The sequence below is a fragment of the Sphingomonas yantingensis genome (assembly GCF_014199325.1).
Classification (GTDB): Bacteria; Pseudomonadota; Alphaproteobacteria; order Sphingomonadales; family Sphingomonadaceae; genus Sphingomonas; species Sphingomonas yantingensis.
Map to the genome: position 1 here is coordinate 157,766 of NZ_JACIJJ010000004.1, position 20,683 is coordinate 178,448.

General features: G+C 67.9%; 27 protein-coding genes and 1 pseudogene. 7 read left to right on the top strand and 21 right to left on the bottom strand.

All coding sequences use genetic code 11. From position 1 onward, the window contains the following. The first annotated feature begins 41 nt into the window (after window positions 1–41). Both dxs and FHR19_RS13420 read left to right on the top strand, forming a co-directional pair. Window positions 42–1,964: a 1-deoxy-D-xylulose-5-phosphate synthase gene (dxs, locus tag FHR19_RS13415; RefSeq protein ID WP_184029326.1), complete on the top strand. Its 1,923-nt coding sequence runs from the start codon at window positions 42–44 to the stop codon at window positions 1,962–1,964. 359 nt (window positions 1,965–2,323) lie between these two features. Beyond that, window positions 2,324–4,654 (top strand): TonB-dependent receptor, encoded by a 2,331-nt coding sequence (locus tag FHR19_RS13420; protein WP_184029328.1) that lies wholly within the window; start codon window positions 2,324–2,326, stop codon window positions 4,652–4,654. Window positions 4,655–4,721: 67 nt separating this feature from the next. Here the strand turns inward: FHR19_RS13420 and FHR19_RS13425 are convergent, their stop codons facing one another. From FHR19_RS13425 to hisB, 9 genes and pseudogenes are all read right to left on the bottom strand, one after another. Continuing rightward, window positions 4,722–6,215: an amino acid permease gene (locus tag FHR19_RS13425; RefSeq protein WP_184029331.1), complete on the bottom strand. Its 1,494-nt coding sequence runs from the start codon at window positions 6,213–6,215 to the stop codon at window positions 4,722–4,724. 121 nt (window positions 6,216–6,336) lie between these two features. Next, the gene (locus FHR19_RS13430; protein WP_184029334.1) at window positions 6,337–6,708 is read right to left on the bottom strand and encodes an HIT domain-containing protein; all 372 of its coding nucleotides are present in this window, start codon (window positions 6,706–6,708) and stop codon (window positions 6,337–6,339) included. A 164-nt stretch (window positions 6,709–6,872) separates the two neighbouring features. Further along, a pseudogene (locus tag FHR19_RS13435) lies at window positions 6,873–7,187 on the bottom strand (phosphoribosyl-ATP diphosphatase); the annotation flags it as partial. A 66-nt stretch (window positions 7,188–7,253) separates the two neighbouring features. Further along, complete coding sequence (locus tag FHR19_RS13440; protein ID WP_221228541.1) at window positions 7,254–7,457, bottom strand: PEP-CTERM sorting domain-containing protein; 204 nt, start codon at window positions 7,455–7,457, stop codon at window positions 7,254–7,256. Between the two features lie 99 nt (window positions 7,458–7,556). Next, the gene (gene hisF, locus FHR19_RS13445; protein ID WP_184029343.1) at window positions 7,557–8,324 is read right to left on the bottom strand and encodes an imidazole glycerol phosphate synthase subunit HisF; all 768 of its coding nucleotides are present in this window, start codon (window positions 8,322–8,324) and stop codon (window positions 7,557–7,559) included. Continuing rightward, on the bottom strand, window positions 8,321–9,055 hold the full coding sequence (gene hisA, locus FHR19_RS13450; RefSeq protein ID WP_184029345.1) for a 1-(5-phosphoribosyl)-5-[(5-phosphoribosylamino)methylideneamino]imidazole-4-carboxamide isomerase: 735 nt from the start codon (window positions 9,053–9,055) through the stop codon (window positions 8,321–8,323). Before hisA ends, hisF begins: the two co-directional genes overlap by 4 nt. Beyond that, the gene (gene hisH, locus FHR19_RS13455; protein ID WP_184029347.1) at window positions 9,043–9,645 is read right to left on the bottom strand and encodes an imidazole glycerol phosphate synthase subunit HisH; all 603 of its coding nucleotides are present in this window, start codon (window positions 9,643–9,645) and stop codon (window positions 9,043–9,045) included. Before hisH ends, hisA begins: the two co-directional genes overlap by 13 nt. Further along, complete coding sequence (locus tag FHR19_RS13460) at window positions 9,642–9,944, bottom strand: YciI family protein (protein WP_184029349.1); 303 nt, start codon at window positions 9,942–9,944, stop codon at window positions 9,642–9,644. Before FHR19_RS13460 ends, hisH begins: the two co-directional genes overlap by 4 nt. Next, window positions 9,944–10,531 (bottom strand): imidazoleglycerol-phosphate dehydratase HisB, encoded by a 588-nt coding sequence (hisB, locus tag FHR19_RS13465; protein ID WP_184029351.1) that lies wholly within the window; start codon window positions 10,529–10,531, stop codon window positions 9,944–9,946. The genes FHR19_RS13460 and hisB overlap by 1 nt, the downstream gene beginning before the upstream one ends. A gap of 81 nt (window positions 10,532–10,612) precedes the next feature. Here hisB and FHR19_RS13470 point away from each other — a divergent pair, with 81 nt between their 5' ends. After that, complete coding sequence (locus FHR19_RS13470) at window positions 10,613–11,101, top strand: SspB family protein (RefSeq protein ID WP_184029353.1); 489 nt, start codon at window positions 10,613–10,615, stop codon at window positions 11,099–11,101. Here the strand turns inward: FHR19_RS13470 and FHR19_RS13475 are convergent. After that, the gene (locus tag FHR19_RS13475) at window positions 11,085–11,453 is read right to left on the bottom strand and encodes a hypothetical protein (protein WP_184029356.1); all 369 of its coding nucleotides are present in this window, start codon (window positions 11,451–11,453) and stop codon (window positions 11,085–11,087) included. The genes FHR19_RS13470 and FHR19_RS13475 overlap by 17 nt on opposite strands. A 74-nt stretch (window positions 11,454–11,527) precedes the next feature. Then, a complete protein-coding gene (locus FHR19_RS13480) occupies window positions 11,528–11,686 on the bottom strand; it encodes a hypothetical protein (RefSeq protein WP_184029359.1) in 159 nt (52 codons plus the stop codon). A gap of 167 nt (window positions 11,687–11,853) precedes the next feature. On the opposite strand from FHR19_RS13480, the gene fumC reads away from it, so the two are divergent. The 4 genes from fumC (at window position 11,854) to gmk (ending at window position 14,430) form a co-directional block, all read left to right on the top strand. Next, window positions 11,854–13,245, top strand: coding sequence for a class II fumarate hydratase (gene fumC / locus FHR19_RS13485; RefSeq protein WP_184029362.1), 1,392 nt, complete (start codon window positions 11,854–11,856; stop codon window positions 13,243–13,245). Window positions 13,246–13,309: 64 nt separating this feature from the next. Further along, window positions 13,310–13,525, top strand: a complete 216-nt coding sequence (locus FHR19_RS13490) for a hypothetical protein (RefSeq protein ID WP_184029365.1) — start codon at window positions 13,310–13,312, stop codon at window positions 13,523–13,525. After that, window positions 13,522–13,719: a hypothetical protein gene (locus FHR19_RS13495; RefSeq protein WP_184029369.1), complete on the top strand. Its 198-nt coding sequence runs from the start codon at window positions 13,522–13,524 to the stop codon at window positions 13,717–13,719. Before FHR19_RS13490 ends, FHR19_RS13495 begins: the two co-directional genes overlap by 4 nt. A gap of 90 nt (window positions 13,720–13,809) precedes the next feature. Beyond that, complete coding sequence (gene gmk / locus FHR19_RS13500; RefSeq protein ID WP_425505969.1) at window positions 13,810–14,430, top strand: guanylate kinase; 621 nt, start codon at window positions 13,810–13,812, stop codon at window positions 14,428–14,430. On the opposite strand, the gene FHR19_RS13505 is transcribed toward gmk, so the two are convergent. From FHR19_RS13505 to FHR19_RS13550, 10 genes are all read right to left on the bottom strand, one after another. Beyond that, window positions 14,427–15,080, bottom strand: coding sequence for an HPP family protein (locus tag FHR19_RS13505; RefSeq protein ID WP_184029372.1), 654 nt, complete (start codon window positions 15,078–15,080; stop codon window positions 14,427–14,429). The genes gmk and FHR19_RS13505 overlap by 4 nt on opposite strands. Before the next feature lie 61 nt (window positions 15,081–15,141). Then, window positions 15,142–15,828 carry an ATP12 family chaperone protein gene (locus tag FHR19_RS13510; RefSeq protein ID WP_184029373.1) on the bottom strand — a complete coding sequence of 229 codons (687 nt, stop codon included), beginning with the start codon at window positions 15,826–15,828 and terminating at the stop codon, window positions 15,142–15,144. Beyond that, entirely contained in the window at window positions 15,825–16,046 is a 222-nt protein-coding gene (locus tag FHR19_RS13515; protein ID WP_246359524.1) for a hypothetical protein, read from the bottom strand. Before FHR19_RS13515 ends, FHR19_RS13510 begins: the two co-directional genes overlap by 4 nt. Before the next feature lie 5 nt (window positions 16,047–16,051). Next, window positions 16,052–16,717, bottom strand: a complete 666-nt coding sequence (locus FHR19_RS13520; protein WP_184029374.1) for an HAD-IA family hydrolase — start codon at window positions 16,715–16,717, stop codon at window positions 16,052–16,054. Further along, window positions 16,714–17,808, bottom strand: coding sequence for an RluA family pseudouridine synthase (locus tag FHR19_RS13525; RefSeq protein ID WP_184029375.1), 1,095 nt, complete (start codon window positions 17,806–17,808; stop codon window positions 16,714–16,716). Before FHR19_RS13525 ends, FHR19_RS13520 begins: the two co-directional genes overlap by 4 nt. After that, the gene (gene crcB, locus FHR19_RS13530; protein WP_184029376.1) at window positions 17,805–18,179 is read right to left on the bottom strand and encodes a fluoride efflux transporter CrcB; all 375 of its coding nucleotides are present in this window, start codon (window positions 18,177–18,179) and stop codon (window positions 17,805–17,807) included. The genes FHR19_RS13525 and crcB overlap by 4 nt, the downstream gene beginning before the upstream one ends. A gap of 37 nt (window positions 18,180–18,216) precedes the next feature. Then, window positions 18,217–18,945: a hypothetical protein gene (locus FHR19_RS13535; RefSeq protein WP_221228542.1), complete on the bottom strand. Its 729-nt coding sequence runs from the start codon at window positions 18,943–18,945 to the stop codon at window positions 18,217–18,219. A 39-nt stretch (window positions 18,946–18,984) separates the two neighbouring features. Next, window positions 18,985–19,302: a hypothetical protein gene (locus FHR19_RS13540; RefSeq protein ID WP_184029377.1), complete on the bottom strand. Its 318-nt coding sequence runs from the start codon at window positions 19,300–19,302 to the stop codon at window positions 18,985–18,987. Between the two features lie 113 nt (window positions 19,303–19,415). Continuing rightward, window positions 19,416–19,661, bottom strand: coding sequence for a hypothetical protein (locus FHR19_RS13545; RefSeq protein WP_184029379.1), 246 nt, complete (start codon window positions 19,659–19,661; stop codon window positions 19,416–19,418). A 145-nt stretch (window positions 19,662–19,806) separates the two neighbouring features. Beyond that, window positions 19,807–20,616: a metallophosphoesterase family protein gene (locus FHR19_RS13550; protein ID WP_184029381.1), complete on the bottom strand. Its 810-nt coding sequence runs from the start codon at window positions 20,614–20,616 to the stop codon at window positions 19,807–19,809. Window positions 20,617–20,683: the final 67 nt, after the last annotated feature.

Sequence of the window (20,683 nt, forward strand, 5' to 3'; positions counted from 1 at the left end):
GAACAATCGACAGGGTGTGTCCGATACGTTAGACCCGGCGAATGTCACAATCGCCCGACACGCCGCTGCTCGACACGGTCAGCACGCCCGCCGACCTTCGCCGCCTGAAACCCGCCCAGCTTCGCCAGCTTGCCGACGAACTGCGGACCGAGACGATCTCTGCGGTCGGCACGACGGGCGGGCATCTGGGCTCGGGCCTCGGCGTCGTCGAGCTGACCACGGCGATCCATTACGTCTTCAACACCCCCGACGATCGGCTGATCTGGGACGTCGGGCACCAATGTTATCCGCACAAGATCCTGACCGGACGGCGCGATCGCATCCGCACGCTGCGCACCGGCGGCGGCCTCTCGGGCTTCACCAAGCGGACCGAGAGCGAATACGATCCCTTCGGCGCGGCGCACAGCTCGACCTCGATCTCGGCGGCGCTCGGTTTCGCCGTCGCCAACAAGCTGACCGGCGCGCCGGGCAAGGCGATCGCGGTGATCGGCGACGGCGCGATGTCGGCGGGCATGGCCTATGAGGCGATGAACAATGCCGAACAGGCGGGCAATCGCCTGGTCGTCATCCTCAACGACAACGATATGTCGATCGCGCCGCCGGTGGGCGGGCTGTCGGCCTATCTCAGCCGGATCGTGTCGAGCCGCGAGTTCCTGGGCCTGCGCGAGACGCTAAAGAAGTTCGCGCGAAAGCTCCCGCGTCCGATCCACAGCGCCGCCAAGAAGACCGACGAGTTCGCCCGCGGCATGACGATGGGCGGCACGCTGTTCGAGGAACTGGGCTTCTATTATGTCGGCCCGATCGACGGCCACAATCTCGATCACCTGATCCCGGTGCTCGAGAATGTCCGCGATGCGGAGGAGGGGCCGATCCTCGTCCATGTCGTCACCAAGAAGGGCAAGGGATACGCGCCCGCAGAGAAGGCGGCGGACAAGTATCACGGCGTCCAGAAGTTCGACGTCATCACCGGCGCGCAGGCCAAGGCGCCGCCGGGACCGCCGTCCTATCAGAACGTGTTCGGCGAGACGCTGGCCAAGCTCGCCGAGAGCGATGAACGCATCTGCGCGATCACCGCGGCGATGCCGTCGGGCACCGGTGTGGACAAGTTCGCTCAGGCGCATCCGACGCGCGCGTTCGACGTGGGGATCGCCGAGCAGCATGCCGTGACCTTCGCCGCGGGCCTCGCCGCGCAGGGGATGCGGCCGTTCTGTGCGATTTATTCGACCTTCCTTCAGCGTGCCTATGACCAGGTCGTGCACGACGTGGCGATCCAGAACCTGCCCGTCCGCTTCGCGATCGACCGCGCCGGGCTGGTGGGGGCCGATGGCGCGACGCATGCGGGCAGCTTCGACGTGACGTATCTGGCGTCGCTCCCCAATTTCGTCGTGATGGCGGCGGCGGACGAGGCCGAGCTCGCGCACATGACCTATACCGCTGCCGAGCATGACTGCGGCCCGATCGCGGTCCGCTACCCGCGCGGCAACGGCACCGGTGTCGAGATGCCCGCGGTCCTCCAGAAGCTCGAGATCGGCAAGGGTCGCGTCGTGCGAGAGGGCAAGTCCGTGGCGATCCTGTCGCTCGGCACCCGCCTGGGCGAGGCGCTGAAGGCTGCCGACGCGCTGGAGGCCAAGGGGCTGTCGACGACCGTCGCCGACCTGCGCTTCGCAAAGCCGCTGGACGAGGCGCTGATCCGTCGCCTGCTTGCGACCCATGAGGTCGCCGTGACGATCGAGGAGAACGCGATCGGTGGTCTGGGCGCGCATGTCCTGACGATGGCGAGCGATCAGGGGCTTATCGACGCGGGGTTGAAGCTGCGCACGATGCGCCTGCCCGACCGTTTCCAGGATCACGATAAGCCTGAGCTCCAGTATGACGAGGCGGGTCTCAACTCCGCGCATATCGTCGATACGGTGCTTAAGGCGCTTCGCCACAACAGCGAGGGTCTGGCCGACGCACGCGCCTGATCGCTCGACGAACCAAGAAGCGGGATCCCGGATCAAGTCCGGAATGACAAGGGTCAGGAGTGTCGTGTCCCAATATCGTCGCCCGGACTTGACCGAGGGTGCCGCTTCTCCCTTCTTCAAAGGCGTCGTTTCAACACCTTGACCGGCGATACGAATATCCGTTGCTAGCGAATCAGGGTTAATTCGTGCCCGGTCCGTTTACGCCCCGATCTTCACAACCCGTGTGAAGATCGGCCTGCGTCATCAAACCACAATACTCTGCCGTCCACCGTCATCGCGGCGTCATCACCGTGCCGCGCGGGCTTCATCGAGCACGCGCAACGCGGCCCCCGACAACGATCGACTAAGGGGGTCACGACATGAAACTGCGCCTTTCGGCAGCCGCGATGCTGCTCGCCTCGACCGCGAGCCCGGCACTCGCCCAATCTTCGATCCAGGCGGGCGACGCGCCGGCGGATTCGAACGACATTCTCGTCACCGCGCAGAAGATCGAACAGCGCGCGGTCGACGTGCCGATCACCATCTCGGCGGTGTCGGGCGATCGCATCGCCGAACTCGGCGTCGGCGATCTCGACGAACTGTCGAGCTACATTCCCGGCCTCAACATCCAGGAGCAGAGCGCGAACAATCCGGGCATCGTCATCCGCGGTATCACCTCGGACTCGGGCTCGTCGCAGCAGGGGCCGCGGGTTACGCTTTATTACAACGGTATCGATATCTCGCGCTCGCGCGGGTCGTACCAGGCGATCTACGACCTCGAGCGGGTCGAAGTCATCAAGGGGCCGCAAGCGACGCTGTTCGGCACCGCTAGCGCGGTCGGTGCGATCAGCCTGACGTCGGCGCGGCCGAAGGCCGGCCTTTCGGGCGCGCTGACCGGCGGATACGGCAATTACGACCAGACGCTCGTCTCCGGCTTCTTCAACGCCGGCAGCGACAAGATCGCCGGTCGCATCGCGTTCGAGTGGAAGAAGCGCGACGGCTATGTCGAGAATCTGTCGCCCCGGCAGGAAAAGGAGCTGTACGCGCAGGACCAGCTCGGCGTGCGTGCGTCGCTGCGCTTCACGCCGACCGAGGATCTGACCGTCGACCTGATCGGCACCTATGACCGGCAGCGGAACGGCGGCACGCCGTTCGTCTCGCGTCGCCTGCCGACCGAGGCGGGGCCGGGCAATCCGTTCGGCGTCGCCAATCTGGGCGGCTCGCCGCTCTCGGCGCAGGTGCTTGGCGACGACCAGCTCGGTCTTACGCGCGACGTCTATGACGCCAACCTGACCGCGTCGTGGGATTTCGCCGACGGCTGGAACTTCACGACGGTCAACGGCTATCGCAAGTTCGACAGCAACGAGGTGTTCGACGCCGACGGCTCGGCCGCCTGGTTCCTGGAATTCGCGGAGGATTCGCGCGGATGGCAGGCGAGCCATGAGGGCCGCTTCAGCTATCGCGATCCCAATTGGCGGGCGCAGTTCGGCTGGAACGTGTTCGTCGAGGACAATTTCCAGCGGGTGCCGTTCTCGAGCGAGGAGGGGACGTTCCTTCAATGCGCGAGCTTCCTCGCCAATCCGTCGCGTCCGATCTACGCCGATCTCGGCTGCGTCAATGCAGGCGGTGTTGTGGGTGCAGCGCTGGCGACGGGGCGCCTGACCGGCGGGCGGGCGACGCAGATCCCTTATAGCTCGGAGTTCAAGAATATCGGGCAGAACGACGCCTATTCGATGTTCGGCGACGTGACATGGATTCCGGTGCCCGCACTCGAACTTACCGCGGGCGCGCGCGTGCTGATTGAGCAGCGCAAGTCGGGCTATACGACGCGCGTGCCGCGGCCGGTGCTCAACCCAACCGCCTTCTCGCTGATCCCCGGCCAGACCGACACCGGCGGGCTGACCTTCTGGCGGCAGCAGAGCTATGCGGCGGTGCTGCCGCGTTTCAATGCGCTGTTCCGGCTGTCGGATGCGGTCAATCTCTACGCGACGATCTCGAAGGGGCGGCGCTCGCCCGTCGTGCAGCTCGACGCGCAGCGCACCACGGTGGCGCCGGGCAGCCCGCGCGTGCAACTGGTGCCGGAGGAGGTCGTCTGGAATTACGAGGGCGGGATCAAGGGCGCGGTCGGCCCGGTATCGGGCTCGCTCGGTGTCTATTACCAAAAATATGACGGCTTCCAGGTAAGCGTGCAGCAGGGCAACGGCACCTCGATCACGCAGAGCGCGGGTACGGCCAGCAATCTGGGCGTCGAGGCAGAGCTGAACATCCGCCCGACGAGGTGGCTCAGCCTGTTCGGCAATGTCGGCTATATCGACGGCGGCATCGACAAGAACAACCGCTTCGCGCCGCAATTCTCCGGCGCGCGCTTCCGCCTTCAGCCCGAATGGCAGGCGGCGGGCGGCATGACGATCGATGCGCCGCTGGGCGGCGGGATGCGCTTCTTCGCGACGCCGAGCGTCACCTATCGCAGCCGCATCTTCTTCGAAGTGCCGAACAACCGCGCGATCAGCCAGGGGCCGGTGACGCTGGTCAATGCCCGCGCGGGCGTGAGCTTTGCCGAGGAACGGTTCGAGCTGGCGGGCTTCATCCGCAACGCGACCGACGAGGATTATCTGCTCGATGCGGGCAACACCGGCGGCGGGTTCGGCATTCCGACCTTCATCCCGGCCGAGCCGCGCTTCTACGGTGGGCAGATCACCGCCCGCTTCTGACATGAAAAGGCCCCCGTCGCGGCATGCGGCGGGGGCCATTCATCGCTGTTCGGAATTGGGCCGACCGTTACTCCGGACCGTCCGTGCCGAGACCGACATGGCTGCGCGAGCGGCTGTAGGTGAAATAGACGACGATGCCGATCGCCGCCCAGATCGCGAACAGCATGATGCTGTGATAATCGAGGCTGAAGAACAGGTAGACGCAGCCGAGGATCGACAGCGGCGCGACCAGCCAGACCAGCGGGGTGCGGAACGGCCGCTTGCGGCTGGGGTCGGTGCGGCGGAGCACCAGCACCGCGAACGATACCGCGGCAAAGGCGAACAGCGTGCCCGAGTTCGAGATGTTGGCAAGCGCCCCCACGGGGAAGAACGCCGCGAACAGCGACACCGCGATGCCCGTCAGGATGGTGATGACGTGCGGCGTGTTGAACTTCGGGTGGATGCGGCTGAACATCGCGGGGAGCAGACCGTCACGGCTCATCGTGAAGAAGATGCGGGTCTGACCGAACATCATCATCAGGATGACCGAGGGGAGGGCGAGGATCGCGGCCAAGCCGACGAGGTTGCCGATCTGCGGCCAGCCGATCTCGCGCAGCACGAACGCCAGCGCTTCCTTCGAGCAGACCACGTCCTTGGCACCCGCCGCCGCGCGCGCCGCGCACTGCTGCGCAAGTTCGGGGCTGCCGGGCTCGAGGATGCCGCCGAGCGCGCTCATGACGGGCTGGGCGCTGATGCCAGGGGCGCCGATAACGCCGGCCGACACGAGGATATAGAAGATCGTGCAGAAGCCGAGGCTGCCGATAAGGCCGATCGGCATGTTGCGCTGCGGGTTCTTGGTTTCCTCCGCCGCGGTCGAGACGGCGTCGAAGCCGACATAGGCGAAGAAGATCGACGCGGCCGCAGCCGAAATGCCCCCGAAGCCGAGCGGCGAAAAGGGCGTGAACTGCTCAATGTTCATCACCGGGATGGCGAGGATAATGAATAGCGTCAGCGCCACGACCTTGATGCAGACGAGGATCGCATTGATCGTCGCGGATTCCTTGGTGCCGATCACCAGGAGCCAGGTGACGAGCCCGGCAATAATCATCGCGGGCAGGTTGATGAGCCCGCCGTCGAGCGGCCCGAGCACGAGCGCATTGGGAATATCGATCCCGAAACTATGCTCGATCGCGCCGATCATGTAGCCGGACCAGCCGACCGACACCGCGCCCGCGGCGACCGCATATTCGAGGATCAGCGCCCAGCCGACCATCCAGGCGATCAGCTCGCCCATCACCGCGTAGCTGTAGGTATAGGCCGATCCCGACACCGGGACCATCGCCGCCATTTCGGCGTAGCAGAGCGCAGCCACCGCGCAGACGAGGCCGGCGATGATGAACGAGATCATCATGCCCGGCCCGGCCTTTTGCGCGGCCTCGGCCGTCAGCACGAAGATGCCGGTGCCGATCACGGCGCCGATGCCGAGCATGGTGAGCTGGAACGCGCCCAGCGATCGATGGAGCGACTTCTTTTCGGCGGTCGCCAAAATGGCGTCGAGAGGCTTCACGCGCCCGAATATCATTCACGGTCCCCTAGGGTGCGGCTTGTCGTCGCCGCGGATTGGATCGGCGGGAGCCTAGTGGGAAAAGTTCCGCTTGCAACCGCCAAAGCGAGGTTTGGGCGTACGGTGGTGCAGCGGTGCCTTACCGCGCCAGCATCGGGCCGAGCGGGGCGCCGGCGAAGATATGGACATGGAGATGCGGCACCTCCTGGCCGCCGTGCCCGCCGGTGTTGGCGAGCAGGCGATAGCCTGGCCCCACATGCTCGCGCGCGACATGGCCGACCGCGCGTGTAAAGCCGGCGATCTCCGCATCGCTGGCCCGCGCGCTGAAATCGTCCCAGCTCACATAGGGGCCGCGCGGGATGACAAGGATATGGACGGGCGCCTGCGGGGCGATGTCGTGAAAGGCGAGCGCGAAATCGTTTTCGTATACGCGCTCCGCCGGGATGTCGCCGCGAAGGATCTTCGCAAAGATGTTGGCGTCGTCATAGGGCTGCGTGGCGTCGATCGGCATCAGAAGCCTCCGGTCGCGGGGGGAAGCGGGCGCGGGCTGCCGGGCTTTTCGCCCTCGGGCCGCAGCGGCGCCGCGGTCGCCGCCGCCTCGTCATGGCCGAGCGGCAACGGGCCGGTCGCGGCGGGCGCGGGTTCCGGTACCACCGACGGGGGCGGCGGGGCAGCGCGCGACGCCTTCTCGACGAGGCCCGACAGCCCCTCCCGCCGCACAAGTTCGGCGCGTACGTCGTCGAGGCGGAGGCCCGCGTCGACGAGCAGGACGATGAGGTGGAAGATCAGGTCCGCCGCCTCGCCCTTCAGCGCGCCCCGGTCACCCTGCACCGCGGCGATCGCGGCCTCGACCGCTTCCTCGCCCACTTTCTGTGCGATCTTCGGCCGGCCCTTTTCGAACAGGGCAGCGACGTAGCTGGCCTTGGCATCGCCGCCGCGGCGGCTGCGGATGACGGCTTCGAGCGCGTCGAACGGATCGGTACTGGTCATGCCCCTCGCTGGCGGGCCGGAGCGCTAGTTGTCAACGCCCCGGTGGCCGGCGAGGGGCCGAACCGATCAGCGGCGGCGACGGCGCGCGAGTGCCAGGCCGGCGACGCCGAGCGAGAACAGGCCGAGCGCGGCGGGGGCGGGCACCGGTGTCGGCTTGGTCCCGCCGCTCGATCCGCCGCTGCTGCTCGGCGGCGGGGTCGGCGCCTTGTCATAGGCGAGCGCGGCGGCGGGCGCGGCGGCGATGGCGGCAGCGATCAGGAACTTGGTCATTGTCGTCTCCCCGGTTGTGGTTACCGGGGCGCTAAGCAATGCTCGTGCCAGTGGCTGAAAAGGCCGCATCGCGCCCGCAGCCGTGACGAGCCTGTCAAATCAGCCGACAGGCGAGCGGACCGGAATGCCCGCATCGGCCAGCGCACGGTGCGCATCGGCGATGCTCGCCTCGCCGAAATGGAAGATCGAGGCGGCGAGCACCGCGCTCGCCCGGCCGTCGCGGATGCCGGCGACGAGGTCGTCGAGGCCGCCGACGCCGCCGCTCGCGACCACGGGCACAGGCACCTGATCCGCAATCGTGCGGATGAGGTCGAGGTCGTAGCCGCTCTTGGTCCCGTCACGATCCATCGAGGTGACGAGCAACTCGCCCGCGCCAAGCTCGACCAGCCGAAGCGCGTGCTCGACCGCGTCGATGCCGGTCGCGCGGCGGCCGCCATGGGTGAAGACTTCCCAGCGATCCTCGACGCGGCGCGCGTCGACGGAGGCGACGACGCACTGGCTGCCGAAGCGTTCGGCGATGTCGGAGACGACCTCGGGCCGGGTGACGGCGGCGGAATTGACCGCAACCTTGTCCGCGCCGGCGAGCAGGAGCGCACGCGCATCCTCGGCGGTGCGCACGCCGCCGCCCACGGTCAGCGGCATGAAGCAGACCTCGGCCGTGCGGCGCACCACGTCGAGAATGGTCCCGCGTGCCTCATGGCTGGCGGTGATGTCGAGGAAGCAGAGTTCGTCCGCGCCCGCCGCGTCATAGGCGCGCGCCTGCTGCACCGGATCGCCCGCGTCGATCAAATCGACGAAATTGACGCCCTTGACCACGCGCCCGTTAGCGACGTCGAGGCAGGGGATGACGCGCGCGCGGACGGTCACGCGGCGGCGACCCGGATCGCCTCGGCCAGATCGAGGCGCCCGTCATAGAGCGCGCGGCCGGTGATGACGCCGGTCACGCCGTCGGGCACATGCGGGCGGAGCGCGTGGATATCTTCGATCCCGGCGACTCCGCCGGAGGCGATGACGGGGATCGACACGGCCTTTGCCAACGCCACCGTCGCCTCGACGTTGCAGCCCTTGAGCAGCCCGTCGCGGCCGACGTCGGTGAACAGGAGCGCGGCGACGCCGGCATCCTCGAACCGGCGCGACAGGTCCTCGACCGATACGTCGGATACGTCCGCCCAGCCTTCGGTCGCGACCATGCCGTCGCGTGCATCGACCGCGACGACGATCGCGCCCGGATGCGCCTTCGCAGCGGCCTTGACGAAATCGGGGTTCTTGAGCGCGGCGGTGCCGATCACGACGCGTGCGACGCCGATCGCCAGCCAGCGCTCGACGGAGGCCATGTCGCGGATACCGCCGCCCACCTGCACGCGGCCGGGGAAGGCGGCGACGGCGGCGCGCACTGCCTCTCCATTCACCGAATCGCCCGCGAACGCGCCGTCGAGGTCGACGACGTGGAGATGGTCCGCACCCGCTTCTGCGAACAGCCGCGCCTGTGCCGCCGGGTCGTCGCCATAGACGGTCGCGCGGTCCATATCCCCCTCGGCCAGGCGAACCACCTGCCCGCGCTTCAGGTCGATCGCGGGAAAGATCGTCAGGGCCGCCATGCAAGGAACCTCTCGAGCAGCGCGATGCCATAGCGCTGGCTCTTTTCGGGGTGGAACTGGATGCCGATCAGGTTGTCGCGGCCGATTGCGGCGGTGACCGGCCCGCCATGCGTCGTCGTCGCGAGCACCGAGGCGCCGCTGAACGCATAGCTGTGGAGGAAGTACGCCTCGCCCGGTTCGATCAACGGGTGGGGCAGGGCGGGGACGACGTCGTTCCAGCCCATGTGCGGCACGCGGATGCCGGGCGCGTCGGGGATGCGCGCGACGGTGCCCTCGATCCAGCCGAGGCCGGCATGGCTGCCCATCTCCTCGCCGGTCGTCGCCATCAGCTGCATGCCGACACAGATACCGAGGAACGGCACGCCGCCCTTCCGCGCCCGCGCCTCCATCGCCTCGATCATGCCGTCCAGTGCCGCAAGCCCGTCGCGGCAGGCGGCGAACGCGCCGACGCCGGGCAGGACGATGCGGTCGGCCTTTGCCACCACGTCTGGGTCGGCGGTGATCGCGATGTCGGTTGCCCCCGCCGCTTTCAGCGCGTTGTGGACGGAATGGAGATTGCCCGCGCCGTAATCGATCAGCGCGGTGGTCACGTCAGGACCGCCGCCAGCGCATCGTCGGCGAGGTTGGCGGGGAAGCCCACCAGCTCGATCGTCGCGCCGCCGCCGGTCAAGAACGGATCGCTCTCGGCCACCGGTCGCACATGCTCGGGCGTACCGCGGAACAGCAGGACGCCGCCGCCCGCATCGTCGCGTCGCCCGGCGAGCAGCATCACGCCCACGTCGATCGCCTCGCGGATCCACTCGACATGCGCGGGGCGCAGCCGCTCGATCGCTTCCTTGTCGGTATAGGTGATGAGCACCAGCGTCAGCGGGGTCGCCGGGCGGATCATCAGAGCACGCCCTTGGTCGAGGGAATCACGCCCGCCTTGCGCGGGTCGATCTCAGCCGCTTCGCGGAGGGCACGGGCGAGGCCCTTGAACGCACTTTCGGCGATGTGGTGGTTGTTCTCGCCGTACAGCGTCTCGACGTGGAGCGTGAGGCCCGCGGTCTGGGCGAAGCTGTGGAAGAAATGCTGGAACAGCTCGGTATCCATCTCGCCCAGCCGGGCCTGGGTGAACGCAGTCTTCCAGACGAGCCAGGGGCGACCCGAGATATCGACCGCGACGCGGGTCAGTGTCTCGTCCATTGGCGAGTGCGCGTCGGCGTAGCGGCGGATGCCGCGCTTGTCGCCCAGCGCCTTGGCCACCGCCTCGCCCAGCGCCAGCGCCGAATCCTCGACGGTGTGGTGCTGGTCGATATGGAGATCGCCCTCGCATTTCAGGCGGATGTCGATCAGCGAATGGCGAGCGAGCTGTTCCAGCATGTGATCGAAGAAACCGACGCCGGTCTCGATCGCATATTGGCCGGTGCCGTCGAGATTGACCTCGACCTCGATCCGCGTTTCGCTGGTGTGGCGGCTGACGGTGGCGGTGCGCATGGTGGCCACATAGCGCGTCGTCCGGGTCATGCAACGCCGCAGCCACCTTGACCGGCGCGGGCAGGGCGCTAGCTAGGGGGCATGACCGGCAGCACCATCCCCGACAGCCTGATTCCGTATGACGAGATCGTGCAGGAGGCGCTGCGCGCGGTCGTCGGCCGCGTGCTCGGCTCGGTCGCGCAGACCGGCGGGCTGCCAGGCAACCATCATTTCTACATCACCTTCAAGACACAGGCACCCGGGGTCGACATTCCGCAGCGGCTGATCGACCGGTTCCCGGACGAGATGACGATCGTCCTTCAGCACCGCTTCTGGGACCTGAAGGTGGACGACACGCGGTTCAGCGTCGGCCTGAGCTTCAATCAGGTGCCGTCGATGCTCGACATTCCGTTCTCGGCGATCACCGGCTTCCATGACCCGGCGGTCAACTTCGAGCTTCGCTTCCAGGCGTCCGACGTCGCCGAGGAGAGCGAGCACGAGCCGGCGGAAAATGACGGCGACACCGCGCGCGCCGCGCCGGTCGAGGACGGTTCGAACGTCGTCGCTGTGGATTTCAAGCGGAAGAAGTAGGCGGCGCCTCCGCCGCGGCGATCTCGTCGCGGCGACTCGGATAGTCGTGCAGGACCATCGGCCGCAGCCGCACGCCCAGGCTGATGACCAGCGGCCAGAACAGCGTGTTGCCGATATCGGCCAGCGTATCGTCCAGCCGCAGCCCGTAGTGCAGGTAATCGAGCAGCTCGTTGCCGAACTCGGCAAGGACGACCACCGCGAACGGCACGAACGAGCCCAGCGAACGGCGGGATACCAGCCGGACGATCAAGAGGATCGCCAGACCGGCATGGATGTGCAGGATCGCATCGGGCAGGCCAGTGCCGTCGCCGATCCATTCGATCCAGCCGTGATAGATGCCGGGAATGTCCATGCCGCGCTTTCGCCGGGCGCAGCCTGTCGATCAAGCCCATATGTGATCGCCGCGGTTCGTCCGGCGAAAAGGGGTCAGTGGCCGTAACGCTTGATCCCGCGCCGGCGCAGATTTTCGCGCCGCCGCTTGCTGATCGTGACCGTCAGCCAAGGAATCGCAACGACGACGATCGCACCCAGAATCCCGTAAGCGACGATCTCGCGCGTCGTGTCGAACAAGGCGTAACTCCGCAAACCATTGTCTTTAAACTGTCGCTAATTCAGCACGCGCGACCGCGACGCACAAGCAGCCCGTGTCCGGAAACGCGCCGAGCCGGGCCGCTCGGCCGATGCCACGAGGTGGAGCCGCGGGCCGAGGCAGGCGTTGAATGACCCGATCATGAACCGAAGGGGAGGGACAAGTGACCGAAACCCGCACCGAAACCGATTCGATCGGCGCGATCGAGGTGCCCGCCGCCACTTACTGGGGCGCGCAGACGCAGCGGTCGATCGAGAACTTCCCGTTCGGCGTGGCCGAGCGGATGCCGATCGGCATCGTCCACGCGCTCGCGCTGGTGAAGCAGGCGGCGGCGCGCGTGAACCGCCGCCACGGCCTGGAGCCGGAAAAGGCCGACGCTATCGAGGCGGCGGCGGCCGAAGTAGTCTCTGGCGCGCTCGACGACCAGTTTTCGCTCGTCATCTGGCAGACGGGCAGCGGCACCCAAACCAACATGAACGTCAACGAGGTGATCGCCGGCCGCGCGAACGAGGCGCTGACGGGCACGCGCGGCGGCAAGACACCCGTCCACCCCAATGACGACGTCAATCGCGGCCAGTCGTCGAACGACAGCTTCCCGACCGCGCTGCACATCGCCGCCAGCATCGCGGCCTATCAGCGGCTCTTCCCTGCACTCGATCGCCTCCGCACCGCGATCGAAACCAAGGCGGCGGCGTGGGACGGGATCGTCAAAATCGGCCGCACGCACCTTCAGGACGCGACGCCGCTGACGCTGGGGCAGGAGTTCTCCGCCTATGCCAACCAGCTCTATCGCGCGGGTCGGCGGATCGAGCCGGCGATCGAGCACGGTACCAACCGACTGGCGCAGGGCGGGACGGCGGTCGGTACCGGCCTCAACGCGCCCGCCAATTTCGCGCGCGATTTCTGTGCGGAGATGAGCGGCCTGACCGGCATCAATTTCATGCCGGCGGAAAACGCGTTCGAGGCGCTGGCGTCGAACGACCCGCTCGTCCACCTGTCGGGCACGCTCAACACGCTGGCGGTCGCGCTGACCAAGATCGCCAACGACATCCGCCTGCTCGGCTCCGGCCCGCGATCGGGGCTGGGCGAGCTCGACCTGCCCGCGAACGAGCCGGGCAGTTCGATCATGCCGGGCAAGGTCAATCCGACGCAGTGCGAGATGCTGACGATGGTCGCGGCGCAGGTGATGGGCAACCATGCCGCGATCACCATCGGCGGGCTGCAGGGGCATCTGGAACTAAACGTGTTCAAGCCGCTGATCGGCGCCAACGTCCTGCGCTCGATCGACCTGCTGGCGACCGCGATGGAGGGGTTTGCCGAACGCTGCGTCGAGGGTCTTGAGGCGAACGAGCGGCGGATCGCCGAGCTTGTCGACCGCTCGCTGATGCTCGTCACCGCGCTGGCGCCCGAGATCGGCTACGACAATGCCGCGAAGATCGCCAAGCACGCGCATGCCGAGGGGTTGACGCTCAGGGAGGCGGGGCTGGCACTCGGCCTGGTCGACGAGGCGACGTTCGACCGCGTCGTCAGGCCGGAGGCGATGACGGGACGCTGACGGAACCGGCGCGATCCGCCGCCGTTACGATCGCTCTGACAAGGCAGAACGAAGGATGATTTCCATGGGTGCGACGACCCTCGGCGCGCTGGTCGGCGCGGCGATCGACGGGATGAGCGGAGATGACGGCGTCGGCGACGGCGCGATCATCGGCGCGATCACGGCGAATGTGCTCAAAGTCGCGGTGCCCGTCGCGCTGACATATGCGGTCGGCTGGGCGGTGCTCTACGGCGTCGGGCAGGCCTTCGATACCATCACGGGCAAGGAGCAACGGGCATGATGAAGCAGATTATCGGCGCGCTCGTCGGGCGCGAAATCGATCGCCGCGACGGTCGCGGCGGCGTCAAGGGCGCCGCGATGGGCTATGCGGCCGGCAGCCTGCTGCGCCGGATGGGGCCGCTCGGGACGATCCTGGGGGCGGCCTATGTCGGTAAGAAGGCGTATGATCGCCGCAAGGGCCGCCGCCCGCTTTAAGGGCCTCTAGGCGGGCGGGGTCTTGACCTTGCCCGCCCGGCACCGCCAAAGGCGCACATGGCGCAATCCACCGACTCCGATCCGCATGGCATGAAGCGCAGGGGCGTTTTGTTCGTCCTTTCCTCACCCTCGGGTGCGGGGAAATCGACGATCGCGCGCAAGCTGCTGGCCGAGGATTCGGACCTTAAGATGTCGGTATCGGCCACCACCCGTGCGATGCGGCCGGGCGAGGTCGACGGGCGCGACTATCATTTCGTCGATCTCGAACGGTTTCGCGCGATGGTATCGAACCACGAGTTCCTCGAATGGGCGCATGTGTTCGATCACCGTTATGGCACCCCTCGCCAGCAGGTTGAGGATATTCTTGCCTCTGGCCGGGACGTCCTGTTCGACATCGACTGGCAGGGCGCACAGCAGCTTTTCCAGATCGCGGGCGGCGACGTGGTGCGCGTTTTCATCCTGCCGCCGTCGATGGAGGAACTGCACCGCCGCTTGGTTGCGCGCGCGACCGATAGCGAGGCGGTGATCGACGCGCGCATGAACCGCGCCGCCGCCGAAGTCAGCCACTGGGACGGGTACGACTATGTGCTCGTCAACGACGATGTCGAGCATTGCTACGACTGCGTCCGCACGATCCTGAAGGCCGAGCGGCTGAAGCGGTCGCGCCAGACCGGGCTGATCGGCTTCATCCGGTCGATGCTGAAGAACTAGCGCTGCGCCGCGTGCGCCTGAGCACGCGCGATCAACTGGTCCAGATCCTCGCGCGCGATGTCGAAGCTTTCGTGCATCTCCTCCAGCGCCGCGTCGATGTCGGTCGGCAGGATGCCGCTTGCCGATTTGGGCGCGGGCACTGGGCGGTGCGGGTAGCTGCGCCGCGTCAACCGGTGAAAGGCGAGCCCCGCCACCACCAGCGTGACCGAATTAAGCGCGACCGGGACCAGCGCGAAATCGAACCCCGCCCCATGCACCGCCGCCCCGCCGATGACCGCGGTGAGCGCCGCCGCGCCGCCCGGCGGGTGAAGGCATCGCAGCAGCGACATGACGAGGATCGCCGCGGCGACCGCCAGCCCGGCAGCGACCGCCGGATCGGGGAGTAGTCGCCAGACGGCTATCCCGACCAGCGCGGAGATCGTGTTGCCGCCGATCACCGGCCATGGCTGTGCCAGCGGACTGGCCGGCACCGCGAAGACTAGCACTGCTGAGGCGCCGAGCGGCGCGACGATCGCCGGCAGCGTGCCGTGCGGCGCCAGCGTACCCGCAAGATAGGTAAGGGCGATGCCCACGCCCGCGCCGAGACAGGCAATTAGGCGCTCGGAAAAGGTGGCGCCGGCGAGCAGCGGCTTGAAGAAAGGCAGCGGCATGACCGCCGCGTCGCGCAAACGCCTCGCTGGTGCAAGCAAGCTCGGCTTGGCCGTGCCCTAGTCAGGCGGCGAGCGCGTTCAGGAACCGCACCGCGCCGTCATATTCCGCGCGCTTGGCCTCGCGTGCCTGTGCGGCGAGCGTATCCTCGCCCCATTGCTCGACCTGCCAATGCTCGTCGATCAGCGAGGCGGTCCAGAGCGCGTCGGCGTCGAACGCCCGCTCGGCGAGCGCGAGGGCCATCACCAGCGAGCCGGTGATCGTCGTGACGATCGACAACGGCGCGAGCTCGAACGCGGGGCGGGCGGCGATCGCCTCGCCCAGCCGCGCGATCGTCGCCTCTGGCTGGGCGACGTGCATGACGCCGCTCGTCACCTCGAAATGCACGTCGTAGCGCCCTTGCGCCCAGGCGAGCAGCGGGTCCCACGCGGCCGCCTGCCGCGTGACCAGCGCCTGTGGCCCGTCGGCGCGGTAGCAGGTGAGGTCGCTTTCGCCGTAGCGCGCGAGGCCCGCGGCGAAGCTGGCCAAATCGGGCGCGATCCGGTCGATCGCGGCGTTGGCAAGGCCGGTGAGCGGCATCGCGCGCGGGTCGATCGTTTCCTCGACACGGGCCCACTCGTCGGCGATCGCGTCGGCAAGGGCGCGGGTCGGCACTTCCAGCGGGGTGCGGCCGGGGGTGCGGACGGGCCGGTCGTCGAGCGTGATGCCGAAGCCGGGGACGACGGCGACGTCCTGCCAGAACCGCTTCATGGCGCGGGCGGCGTCCGCCAGCGGCGTGCGAGCGAGCGCGGCAGCGTCGCCATCACCCTGAGCGCCGCCAGGACGATCGCGAGGCCGAGGATTTGCTGCGGCAACTGGTGCGCGCGGCCCATGATGACGAGCCCGAACAGCGCGCCGCAGACGGGCACGATGCGCGCAAGGACCATCAGGTAATAGCGGCCCATGGCCGGATCGCGGGTCGGTTCCATGCCCCTCAGTACGTCCCTTGCGACAGTCGCACCAGTTCGTCCGCGCGATCCGCGACCGCCAGCGCGCCGGCGTCGCGAAGCTCATGCGCGTCGTGATAGCCCCAGGCGACGCCGATCGGGCGGACGCCCGCGGCGACGCCCATCGCCATGTCGAAGCTGGTGTCGCCGATCATCACGCTGCCCTCCGGCCCGGCGCCAGCCTCGGTGAGCGCGGCGTGAAGCATCGCGGGATGCGGCTTCGACGGGTGGCGGTCGGCGGTCTGGAGCGTGACGAAGCGGTCGGACAGGCCATGATGCGCGAGGATCAACGACAGCCCGCGATCGGACTTGCCCGTCGCGACGCCGAGCAGCCAGCCCGCCGCCTCGAACGCATCCAGCGCCTTGCCCACGCCGTCGAACAGCGGTTCGTCGAGCAGGCCGCCATTGCCACGCAGGTGCTGGAACGCGCGCTTGTAATCCTCGGCCATATCCCGGTGCTGCTCGGGCGCGGCGTCGGGGAGAAGCGCCGCCATCGCTTCAACGAGGCTCAGCCCCACGATCCGGCGGATCGCCACGCGGTCGGGCGCGGCGAGGCCGTGCGCGGCGAAGCTCTGCTCCATCGCGATACAGATGTTTGCCTGGCTGTCGACCAAAGTGCCGTCGCAGTCGAAGACGGCGAGGCGGCGGGTCAACGCTGGCTCCGCCCGCGCCGTTCGCCGCGGCGTTCCTTGCGGATCGTCTTGGCGTGCGCGCGCGCCTTTGCCTTTTTCTCCTCGCGCGTGGCGGGGGGCGGGCTGTCGTCGACGCGGATGTCGCCCAGGCTCTGGTCGAAGCCCAGCATCTCCATCGATTCGGCGAAGTGGGTGGGCAATTCGGCCGTCACCTCCAACTTGCCGCCATCGGGGTGGTCGATGCGAATACGGCGAGCATGGAGGTGCATCTTGCGGCTGATCCCGCCGGTCAGAAAGCTTTCCTGCCCGCCATATTTGCCGTCACCAACGATCGGGTGGCCGATCGCGGCCATATGGACGCGCAGCTGGTGCGTGCGCCCCGTCTGCGGCTGCAACTCGACCCAGGCGGCGCGGTTGCCCGCGCGCTCGATCACGCGATAGCGGCTGGTGGCGGGGGCGCCGTTTTCCTCATCGACATGCATTTTCTCGCCGCCCGTGCCCGGCTGCTTGGCGAGGGGGAGGTCGATCAGGCCATCGGCGATCTCGGGCACGCCGACGACCAGCGCCCAGTAGACCTTCTTGGCCGAACGCCCCGAAAAGCGCTTGGAAAAGAACGCCGCCGCGCGCGGGCTGCGCGCAATCAGCAGCGCGCCCGACGTGTCTTTGTCCAGCCGGTGGACGAGCTTCGGCCGGTCGTCGCGCTCGAACGACAAAGCATCGAGCAGGCCGTCGACATGGTCGTGCGTCTTGGTCCCGCCCTGTGTCGCAAGGCCCGGCAGCTTGTTGAGGACGATCGCCTGCGCGTCGCGGTGGATCACCATCGCTTCGGCCATCGCCGTCTGCTCGGGCGTCAGCGGGCGCTTCTCGCGCACCGGCCGCGCGTTCGCGGGCGCGGCCTCCGCCGGGGGGACGCGCAGCGTCTGACCGGTTGTCAGGCGATCGCCCGGATCGGCGCGCGCGCCGTCGACGCGCAGCTGGCCGGTACGTGCCCAGCGCGAGACGAGGTTGAAACTCGTCTCCGGCAGATGCCGCTTGAACCAGCGGTCGAGGCGGATGCCGTCGTCCTCCGCATCCACGGTGAACTGGCGCACCTGGGCCCTGTCGTCGGTCATGCCAGCGTCCTCACCGCCATCAGGCCGGCGAACAGCGCCAGCGCCGCGCCGATCACCGACACCAGCGCATAGCCGATCCCTGCCATCGCCTGCCCGCGCTCGATCATGTTCACCAGCTCGAGCGTGAACGCCGAAAACGTCGTGAACCCGCCGAGCAGTCCGACGCCGATCAGCAGCCGACAGTTCTCTCCCCCGGTCCCCGCGCGCGCGAGGAAGCCGGCGAGCAGGCCCATCGCCAGCCCGCCGACGATGTTGACCGCCAGCGTGCCCCAGGGCCAGTTCGGACCGAATGCGCCGAGCGTCAGCCGCCCGACCGAGTATCGCGCGGCCGAGCCGAGCGCACCGCCCAGCATCACCAAAAGATATGCCATGTGCGTCCCCCTAGCGCGGGTCGGACGGTTTGGAAACTCAGCGCCCGGTAATGAGGTCGATGTCGGTGCCGCCGTCGCCGCGGTTCGTCAGCACGACCAGATAGGCGCGCCCATCACGGCGCATGCCGCCCAGCACGTGCGTGGCGCCGTCGACCTGATGTTCGGCGGAAAAGCCGGCGCGGACGGCGCGCGTATAGTACCAGTCGATCAGGAGTGCGGTCGGCTTGGCGACGAAGAAGCTGGCGACACGCATAGAGCAGCCGTCACCCTCCACCCCGCCCGCCTCGGTCACGCGCGCGTCGGGATAGAGCGGCAATTCGGACGGCAGGCGATTGGCCCAACTCGCCGAATAGGATAACCGCGCGGTACAGGTCGCCGCCGTCTTCGATCCCCTGGCGCGGGCAAGCGAGCCGAGCGTGATCGACTGGCGGATCGCGCCGTCTCTCAGCGGCTTGGGCGCTGGGGCGGCGATCAGCTTCTCGTCGGGCGCGGCGCTGCCCGCGGCGATGCCGGGATAGGGGACGGGCGCGGCATAGGGCTGGGGCGCGGGGCGCACCGCGTCGGCGTTGCTCTTGGCCGACAGTTGCGGGTCGATCATGATCGGGTCCTGAAGCGCGGCCATTACCGCGGGATCGACCGCGTTGGCCGACTGACCCGCGGTCAGTTCGGCGTCGAGCGCCGCAAGGTCGATATCGTTCGCATTGCCGCCCCCGCCGCATCCGGCAAGCGACAGGCAAAGGGCGATGAGCGGCAGACAGCTACGCATGGCGCCTCCGTAACGGCGCAACGGTTAAGATCGCGTTGGTCAGATCACCAGCAGCCGGGCATCGTCCCCGGCCTCGCCTAGCAGCGATACCAGGCCGCAGCGATCGGCATCGGGGAAGGGCAGCGGCGTCAATCCCGCATCGGCAAGGCCGGTGGGGCAGAGGGACAGGACCGCGCCGAGCAAACAGGCCTGCTCGATCGCAGCGATCATCCCCGCGTCGCCGAGCAGACCGATCGCTCCGGCATCGATATGCAGGCGCGTCGCGGCGCCGAGCGCGGCGCTGGCCGCGGCGAGGTCGAGGCCGCTCTTGGCCCGCGCGGCGCTGGCCGCGGCGAGAATCACGATCAATGGACGCATGGCCTGCTCGTCAGCACCAGCGAGTCGGCGAGACGACCGATCGCCTCCGCCCAAAACAAAAGCGGCGGCCACATCGGGCCGCCGCTTCCGTAATCTGGCTTTCGCCGGACAGCTTAGTTGCTGTCCGAACCGCCGTCGTCGGTCGCGATGATGATACCGGCGATGATCGCGGCAGCCGCCACGACGCCGATGATCACGCCCGAGCCGGCAACCGCACCGTTCGCGTCACGCGAGGCGGTCGAAGCACGGACCGTCTTGGTCTGCGCGACCGAGAGCTTCGACGCCTCGTTCGCGGCAAGCGCCGGAGCAGCGGTCATCGAAACCATCGCCGCGGTCGCAAGGATCTTTGCAAAACGCATCAGAAACACTCCCTTAGTTAAAGTTGCGCCGCCGGCTGGCCGTAGACGCACGACATCAAGAAAACGGCCAACCGTCTATGATGCCGCGATGCTGTAGCGCAACAATCGCGGCTCGGCAACCCGCCGATTTGCACCATATGGGTGGCTAAATTTCGTTTCCACTCCGGGGGTTCGCATCCGGCTGTTGGTCGGCGGGGGTCTGAAGGAACCACCGCTCCGCGCCCTCTAGGCCGATCGCGGTCAGGCGCCCGCTTTCGTACGCGCCCGTGTCGATGCCGATTCGGTTGCTGCGCACATCGACGTCGGAGGTAATCGTATGACCATGCACCACGACCCGCCCGAAATCGCCGCGATGGTCCAGAAACTCGCGCCGGATCCAGCGGAGCGCCTCCGGAGTTTGCTCGGCGATCGGCACGCCCGGCTTGATGCCGGCGTGGACGAACAGATAGTCGCCGATCTCGATCATGTCCTCGAGCGCGTCGAGATAGGCGATGTGCGCAGCGGGAACGATCCGCGCCGCCGCCTCGATCAGTTCGGGGAACAGATATTCGTTATAGTCGCGCTGGCTCATGCCATAGGACAGCAGCGTCTCTCGCCCGCCGAACTGCGTGAAGCCGCGCATCGCCCGCTCGCTGCCCCCGATCGCACTGAGGAACATCTCTTCGTGATTGCCTTTCAGCCCGCGGACGGCGCGGCCCGATCGCGCCAGCGTCATCGCCCGATCGACGACGCCCGCCGAGTCCGGACCGCGATCGACCAGGTCGCCGAGGAAGACGATCTGCGTGTCCGCCGCGCCGCGCGCGGCGTCGTCCGCGTCGATCATCGCGAGCAGCACGTCCAGGCAGTCGAGCCGCCCGTGCACGTCGCCGATCGCATAGACGCGGGTGCCCGGCGGGACGGCGGCATCGGGGGCGGCTTGCTTGGCGGCAACGGCCTTGAACAGACGCTTCAACATGGTTCGAGCGAAGGGCTCCGTCGGACAGCGACACTTCTGTTCGCCGCTTCAACTGGCTAATGGGAGG

What these genes read in the sequence shown, in the direction of transcription:
- FHR19_RS13525 (WP_184029375.1), bottom strand. Translation starts at nt 17,808, where the DNA reads ATGACCGACGACAGGGCCCAGGTGCGCCAGTTCACCGTGGATGCGGAG.
- FHR19_RS13475 (WP_184029356.1), bottom strand. Translation starts at nt 11,453, where the DNA reads ATGGACATTCCCGGCATCTATCACGGCTGGATCGAATGGATCGGCGAC.
- FHR19_RS13510 (WP_184029373.1), bottom strand. Translation starts at nt 15,828, where the DNA reads ATGAAGCGGTTCTGGCAGGACGTCGCCGTCGTCCCCGGCTTCGGCATC.
- gmk (WP_425505969.1), top strand. Translation starts at nt 13,810, where the DNA reads ATGAAGCGCAGGGGCGTTTTGTTCGTCCTTTCCTCACCCTCGGGTGCG.
- dxs (WP_184029326.1), top strand. Translation starts at nt 42, where the DNA reads ATGTCACAATCGCCCGACACGCCGCTGCTCGACACGGTCAGCACGCCC.
- FHR19_RS13495 (WP_184029369.1), top strand. Translation starts at nt 13,522, where the DNA reads ATGATGAAGCAGATTATCGGCGCGCTCGTCGGGCGCGAAATCGATCGC.
- FHR19_RS13430 (WP_184029334.1), bottom strand. Translation starts at nt 6,708, where the DNA reads ATGCCGATCGACGCCACGCAGCCCTATGACGACGCCAACATCTTTGCG.
- FHR19_RS13505 (WP_184029372.1), bottom strand. Translation starts at nt 15,080, where the DNA reads ATGCCGCTGCCTTTCTTCAAGCCGCTGCTCGCCGGCGCCACCTTTTCC.
- FHR19_RS13535 (WP_221228542.1), bottom strand. Translation starts at nt 18,945, where the DNA reads ATGCGTAGCTGTCTGCCGCTCATCGCCCTTTGCCTGTCGCTTGCCGGA.
- FHR19_RS13490 (WP_184029365.1), top strand. Translation starts at nt 13,310, where the DNA reads ATGGGTGCGACGACCCTCGGCGCGCTGGTCGGCGCGGCGATCGACGGG.
- FHR19_RS13545 (WP_184029379.1), bottom strand. Translation starts at nt 19,661, where the DNA reads ATGCGTTTTGCAAAGATCCTTGCGACCGCGGCGATGGTTTCGATGACC.
- FHR19_RS13540 (WP_184029377.1), bottom strand. Translation starts at nt 19,302, where the DNA reads ATGCGTCCATTGATCGTGATTCTCGCCGCGGCCAGCGCCGCGCGGGCC.
- hisA (WP_184029345.1), bottom strand. Translation starts at nt 9,055, where the DNA reads ATGGCGGCCCTGACGATCTTTCCCGCGATCGACCTGAAGCGCGGGCAG.
- FHR19_RS13420 (WP_184029328.1), top strand. Translation starts at nt 2,324, where the DNA reads ATGAAACTGCGCCTTTCGGCAGCCGCGATGCTGCTCGCCTCGACCGCG.
- FHR19_RS13425 (WP_184029331.1), bottom strand. Translation starts at nt 6,215, where the DNA reads ATGATATTCGGGCGCGTGAAGCCTCTCGACGCCATTTTGGCGACCGCC.
- FHR19_RS13440 (WP_221228541.1), bottom strand. Translation starts at nt 7,457, where the DNA reads ATGACCAAGTTCCTGATCGCTGCCGCCATCGCCGCCGCGCCCGCCGCC.
- FHR19_RS13460 (WP_184029349.1), bottom strand. Translation starts at nt 9,944, where the DNA reads ATGATCCGCCCGGCGACCCCGCTGACGCTGGTGCTCATCACCTATACC.
- hisB (WP_184029351.1), bottom strand. Translation starts at nt 10,531, where the DNA reads ATGCGCACCGCCACCGTCAGCCGCCACACCAGCGAAACGCGGATCGAG.
- FHR19_RS13470 (WP_184029353.1), top strand. Translation starts at nt 10,613, where the DNA reads ATGACCGGCAGCACCATCCCCGACAGCCTGATTCCGTATGACGAGATC.
- crcB (WP_184029376.1), bottom strand. Translation starts at nt 18,179, where the DNA reads ATGGCATATCTTTTGGTGATGCTGGGCGGTGCGCTCGGCTCGGCCGCG.
- FHR19_RS13515 (WP_246359524.1), bottom strand. Translation starts at nt 16,046, where the DNA reads ATGGAACCGACCCGCGATCCGGCCATGGGCCGCTATTACCTGATGGTC.
- FHR19_RS13550 (WP_184029381.1), bottom strand. Translation starts at nt 20,616, where the DNA reads ATGTTGAAGCGTCTGTTCAAGGCCGTTGCCGCCAAGCAAGCCGCCCCC.